The organism is Frankia sp. CeCAU1, assembly GCF_977971845.1.
Genome location: NZ_CDWWXA010000078.1, coordinates 1 through 5,571 on the forward strand (window position 1 = coordinate 1; position 5,571 = coordinate 5,571).

Genomic DNA, 5,571 nt, shown 5'->3' on the forward strand with positions numbered 1-5,571 from the left:
GGGGTGGCGGGCCGTGGGACAGTGGAAGGGCCCGATCGGAGGGACGGATGACGGCACGAAACGGCGATCGTGAGCCGGGTCCGGACGCGCCCGGCTACGCGGGGCTCGCGACCTTCTGCGGACTGCCCTGGCTGCCCGGGACGGAGGCGCTGGCGGCCCGCCGGCCCGACGTTGCCGTCGTCGGTGCTCCGTTCGACATCTCGACGACCCACCGTCCCGGCGCCCGGTTCGGCCCTCGGGCGCTGCGGGCCAACGCCTACAACCCCGGCACCTACCATCTCGACCTCGGTATCGAGATCTTCGACTGGCTCGACGTCGTTGACGCCGGCGACGCGCACTGTCCGCATGGGCTCACCGAGGCGTCCCATCGCAACATCCGGGCCAAGGTCGCGCAGATCGCCGGGCTCGGCACGATCCCGCTCGTCATCGGTGGCGACCATTCGATCACCTGGCCGGCCGCAACCGGCGTGGCCGACGCCGTGGGCTGGGGTGAACTCGGTCTGCTGCACTTCGACGCGCATGCCGACACCGCGGACGTCATCGACGGCAACCTCGCCTCGCACGGCACTCCGATGCGACGGCTCATCGAGTCCGGTGCCGTGCGTGGACGCAACTTTGTCCAGGTGGGGCTGCGCGGCTACTGGCCGCCGCCGGACGTGTTCGCCTGGATGCGCGAGCAGGAGATGACCTGGCATCTCATGCACGAGATCTGGGAGCGGGGCAGCCGTGACGTCGTCGTGGACGCGATCGCGCAGGCCACGGACGGGTGCCGGGCCATGTACCTGTCGGTCGACATCGACGTCCTGGACCCGGGGTTCGCGCCGGGTACCGGCACCCCGGAACCCGGGGGGATGACCCCGGCCGACCTGCTGCGGGCGGTCCGTCAGATCGCGCTCGACACGCCGCTTGTGGCCGCCGACATCGTCGAAGTCTCCCCGCCGTACGACCACGCGGAAACGACGGTCAACAGCGCCCATCGCGTCGCCATGGAGGTCTTCGCGGGACTTGCCTACCGCAGGCGGGAAGCCGCCGGTGGCGTTCCGGACCTGCCCGGGTCCGCCCCGTCCTGAGCCGGCCCTCCGTGGTAACCATCCGTGGCAACCGGGAGCCGGTTGGACTGTCGACCGAACCATCGGCGTTTCGTATTCCCGCGCGTGCTTCGTATTCTCGCGAGCGCTTCGTATGCTCACGAGTAATTCGTATTCCCGCGAGCACGCAGAGCGCCCTTATTCCAGGTGCAGGGCGCCCTCCTCAGCCGTGCGCGCACTCACGTCCGGCGTGACGATGCTGGGAATGGCGAAGTTCGCGTCGTAATCCTCCGCGAGGGTCGTCGTCCCCTCGCCGTACGCGTCGGCATCGAGAACAGCCCCGGACTCCCGCCGCTCGGCTTCCAGGTAGGGGTCGGTGTCCGGCGTTTCCGCGGCGAGTTGCCGATCGAAGGACGGCCCCGCGCGCTCCTCACGCGGTGTGCTCGGATAGCGGACGCCGGCACTCGGTCTGTCGGGTGCGTCCCAACTGTCGTCCAATGGATCTCGGCCGGCATCCGTCGAGCCGAGATCGTCGCTGTCGAGCATCTCCGCGGGTTCCAGGGGAGCATCCTCGCGGGACCACGACTGTTCGGAGTCGGCTGCGATGGAACCAGGGTCGAACTGCTCGGAACCCGAGGCTGGCTGCGCCATGGCTGTCTCCCTGACCGGCCTACGGACGCGGCGCGGCCTGCTTGGGACATCCCGCAACATTCCGTCCGGCAAAGCGAGTCCGGCCACTGTTGATATTCGGTGCGTCCCGGGCCGCTCCCGGCACGCCTCGCCGCATGACCTTCCCGGCGACGGTCGGGCTAAGCCCGCCGCCGTGGCCCTTGCTCGCCGTGGCCCCATGGTTCGACCACCGTCTGGTTCCCGCGGATGATCCTCGTGGACGGCGTGTGCGGATGATCCCGGCGCCGGTCGCGGATCCGGCCGTGGATCCGTGCCACCTTCGCCCGGGCCTTCGTCCGCTTCACGACCCTGCCGCGTGCGGGACAGCTCCCGCTGCGCCCGGGCGAGGCGCTGCCGGTCGCGGCGTGAACGAGGTGGATCAGGCGACCGGGCGGGGTGTGTGCCGCCGCGGACCGGGTGCCCGCCGAGAGTGGCATTGCGAGTGCCATCGGCAGCGGGACGGACACGGTTACCGCGTGGGGTGACCCCGCTTGTCGGCGAATAGGAGATGGCGTATACCGTCCCGCTTTGTGGCTACTGTTGCTGACCGGATACTCGACCAGCTTGCCAAGGTTCCCGCGGGTTTGGACGACGGCAGGTTGGCGGCGGCGATCGGGGCGAGCCGGGGCACGGTGAACCAGGTCTGCCGGAAGCTCGCGCAGGCGGGGCGGCTGGACCGGGGGCAGGGTCCCGACGGCCTGATTCTCAACCGTCTGACGCTCGCGGCGACCTCGCCGCCCGAGGAGTCGGAATCCGCTCCTGCCGCGGAATCGGCCGATGTCGCTCCCTCGGCCGATGTCGCTCCCTCGGCGAGCGCCGAGGAGGTCACTTCTCCCGCCGTGGCCGAGCCTGTTCCCGATGCGTCCGCGTCGGTCGAGTTCCCGTCGGCCCAGCCTGTTCCCGACGTCCCCGCGTCGGTTGAACGTGCTTCTGCGGGGTCTGAGCCTGCCGTCGCCGCAGCTGAGGCGGTCACGGCCACAGGCACCGATGAGCAGGCGGTCGATGGCGAGCCGGCGGACGTGACCGCCGAGCCGGCCGCCGAGGTCGCCGAGGTCATTGAGGTCATTGAGGTCGTCGAGCCCGACCCGGTCGCCGAGGCGGGTGCGGCGCCGGCCGTGCCGGCCCCGGGGCGCGCCGAGGATCCGGTCACGGCGATCGGCCAGGCCCTGGCCGCTCTGGACGAGGCGATGTCCGTGTTGGGCAGCACGATCGTCCCGGCCTCACTCGATGCGGTAGGTGGTGCGTCGCATGCCTCTCCGTCGCCGGGCGGTACGGTAACCGAGCTTTCCGGGGAGCAGGGGGCTCCCACGGAGCGCGCCGACGGCGTCGGGGGTGGCAGCCGGCCGGTAGTCGGCGCGCCCCTGCCTACAGGGACGGCCGCGAGCCGGGAGACCCACGAGCCGGCGAGCGGGGGTACCGCACGCCGGGAAGACGGGGCCGGGGGGAGCACCCCGACTTTGGAGAAGGCAGCGGCCGATCGCGCGAGCATCGCACCGGTGCGTCGAAGCTGGTGGCGCCGAATGTTTGTCCGTAACGCCCATTGATGTAACTAACGGTACATAGTCGGCAGCGGGACCGGCTGTCGTCAGGCTGAAGCGTCGACGATGTTGATCGGCAATAACGTTTCGAGCGTCACCGATCTACCAGGGGAGAGCATGTCCATGCGAGCGAGATCGCTCGTCGCCGTCATTGTGTTGTCGTCGCTGGCGCTCGTCGCCTGCGGCAGCCGGGCCAGTAGCAGCGGAACGACCTCGGCCGGCAACAAACCGGCCGGGGCGTCGAACAACACAGCTTCGGATATCGGCGTCACGCCGACCGAGATCAAGATCGGTACAATCGCTGGCCTGAGCAGCGGTTTCGGACCGGACACGTTCTCCGCCTCACTGTACGGGGCGCGGGCCTATTTCAAGGCGCTCAACGCCGCGGGCGGAGTAAACGGGCGCACCGTGAACCTCGTCGAGTGTGACGACAAGGGCAGCGGGGACGGAAATGCGAACTGCGCGCACAAGCTCGTCGACGACGAGAAGGTCTTCGCGCTCGCCGGGGTGACGGCGTTCGACTACACGGGTGCGCAGTACATCAACTCCAAGGGCGTTCCGGATATCGGCGGCCAGCCCGTGTCCGCCGCCTACGATCAGTATCCGCACCTGTACTCGATCTACGGCAGCTATTATCCGCGCACCGGCAGCCGTCCCGGCTACAACGGCACGCTCTACGCGGGGACCGAGATCTACCGCTGGTTCAAGCAGAATCTGAAGACCAACGTCGCCGGGGTTGTGTACTACAACGTCGCCCCGTCGGAGCGGTACGCCAAGTCGATCGCGGACGGCCTGCGCAAGGAGGGCTACACGGTCGTCGAGGAGCAGATCAATCTCGGCGCCCCGAGTTGGGACGCAACGGTCCTCGACCTCAAGCGGCGCGGTGTCCAGATCGTCTTCGACGCGATGGACGACGGTGGTAACGCTCAGCTGTGCAACGCCATCGAGTCCCAGAAACTGCCGATCACGGCGAAGGTGACCCCGCCGCAGGGCTGGGCCAACAACATCCGCCAAGTCTACAGCGCCTCCCCGAACTGCCGGAACACGATCTACTCCACCGGCGGCACCGCCAACTATGCGGACACTCAGATTCCCGCGGTCGCCACGTTCCAGAAGGATCTGCAGGCGGCCGCGCCCGATCGGGTGGCCAAGATGAACCTGTGGATGCTCGAGGGTTACGCCTCGGCCCAGTGGCTGACCGACGCGATCCGGTCCTGCGGCGCCGACGTCACCCGCGCCTGCGTCGAGGCGTACATGAACAGCGGCAAGGACTACGACGGTCACGGCCTGCTCATCCCGACCGGCCGGAACTTCAAGAAGTCGCCTGAACCGCCGTCGCAGGAGCAGAACTGCCTCAACGTCGCCCGTTGGCAGGACTCGGCGAACGGCAACCAGGGTGGCTGGGTGACCCAGGTCAAGGACATGAACACCAACTGCTTCACCGTTCCGGATCTGCCCTACCCGGCCGGCTGATCTCTCGCGGGACCGCCTGCGTGATCTCGGGCCCCGGTCGGGGCAACCCTCCACGGCACCACGGAGGGAACCTCGACCGGGGCCTTTCACATCGGGGGGCCTTTCACCGGGGCCTTTCGCGGCCCTACGCTCGGAATTCCCCCGGCCCGCCCGCGAAGGACCGCTCGCCCCGGTGCAGGACGTAGACCAGGTCCGCCATCGCCAGGGCCTGCTCGGTGTACTGGTCGGCGAGCACGACGGTGGTGCCCGACGATGCGACCGTCGCAAGCCAGCCGAACAGGTCCGCGGCGACTTTCGGGGATAGTCCGAGCGACAGCTCGTCGACCATCAGGACCGAGGGGCGGGCCAGCAGGGCGCGGGCGAGCGCCAGCATTCGCCGCTCACCGCCCGACATCGATCCGGCCCGCTGCGTCAGCCGTTCCCGCAGCCGGGGGAACGACTCCAGCGCGGGGGTGATGTCGGGGTGCCCGCTGGCCTCCGCGATGATCTGCAGATTGTCCCGGACCGACAGGGTGGCGAAGACGGCCCGTTCGTCCGGCACGAGCATCAGTCCTCGGCGGGCCCGGTCGACGGTGGACACCTTGGTGATGTCCTCGCCGCGCCAGGTCAGACTGCCTGAACGCAGTGGGATCAGCCCGGCCAGCACCCGTAGGGTGGTGCTCTTGCCCGCGCCGTTGACCCCGAGCAGGGCGGTGACCTTGCCGGCGGGGATGGCGAGGTCCAGGCCGTGCAGGACCTCCACGGTCCCGTAGCCGGCCCGTGCCCCGGTCAGTTCGAGTTCGGCCGTCGCCGTGGTCACCGTGCCTCCTGCGGCTGCTTCAGGACCGTTTCATCGTGGCGATGGGCAGCCTGGGCCAGGTACA

5 protein-coding genes are annotated in these 5,571 nt (G+C 69.2%); 3 read left to right on the forward strand and 2 right to left on the reverse strand.

Annotation, left to right across the window (positions count from 1 at the left end; all coding sequences use genetic code 11):
• Window positions 1-47: 47 nt before the first annotated feature.
• The gene (speB, locus tag AC08OO_RS14570; RefSeq protein ID WP_476610380.1) at window positions 48-1,070 is read left to right on the forward strand and encodes an agmatinase; all 1,023 of its coding nucleotides are present in this window, start codon (window positions 48-50) and stop codon (window positions 1,068-1,070) included.
• A gap of 156 nt (window positions 1,071-1,226) precedes the next feature.
• Here speB and AC08OO_RS14575 read toward each other — a convergent pair whose 3' ends face one another.
• Window positions 1,227-1,679 (reverse strand): hypothetical protein, encoded by a 453-nt coding sequence (locus AC08OO_RS14575; protein WP_476607119.1) that lies wholly within the window; start codon window positions 1,677-1,679, stop codon window positions 1,227-1,229.
• A 548-nt stretch (window positions 1,680-2,227) separates the two neighbouring features.
• On the opposite strand from AC08OO_RS14575, the gene AC08OO_RS14580 reads away from it, so the two are divergent.
• Both AC08OO_RS14580 and AC08OO_RS14585 read left to right on the forward strand, forming a co-directional pair.
• Window positions 2,228-3,241, forward strand: a complete 1,014-nt coding sequence (locus tag AC08OO_RS14580) for a MarR family transcriptional regulator (RefSeq protein WP_476610379.1) — start codon at window positions 2,228-2,230, stop codon at window positions 3,239-3,241.
• A gap of 117 nt (window positions 3,242-3,358) precedes the next feature.
• Window positions 3,359-4,708 (forward strand): ABC transporter substrate-binding protein, encoded by a 1,350-nt coding sequence (locus AC08OO_RS14585; RefSeq protein WP_476610378.1) that lies wholly within the window; start codon window positions 3,359-3,361, stop codon window positions 4,706-4,708.
• A 124-nt stretch (window positions 4,709-4,832) separates the two neighbouring features.
• Here the strand turns inward: AC08OO_RS14585 and AC08OO_RS14590 are convergent, their stop codons facing one another.
• On the reverse strand, window positions 4,833-5,507 hold the full coding sequence (locus tag AC08OO_RS14590; RefSeq protein WP_476610377.1) for an ABC transporter ATP-binding protein: 675 nt from the start codon (window positions 5,505-5,507) through the stop codon (window positions 4,833-4,835).
• Between the last annotated feature and the right edge of the window lie 64 nt (window positions 5,508-5,571).

What these genes read in the sequence shown, in the direction of transcription:
- speB (WP_476610380.1), top strand. Translation starts at nt 48, where the DNA reads ATGACGGCACGAAACGGCGATCGTGAGCCGGGTCCGGACGCGCCCGGC.
- AC08OO_RS14575 (WP_476607119.1), bottom strand. Translation starts at nt 1,679, where the DNA reads ATGGCGCAGCCAGCCTCGGGTTCCGAGCAGTTCGACCCTGGTTCCATC.
- AC08OO_RS14585 (WP_476610378.1), top strand. Translation starts at nt 3,359, where the DNA reads ATGCGAGCGAGATCGCTCGTCGCCGTCATTGTGTTGTCGTCGCTGGCG.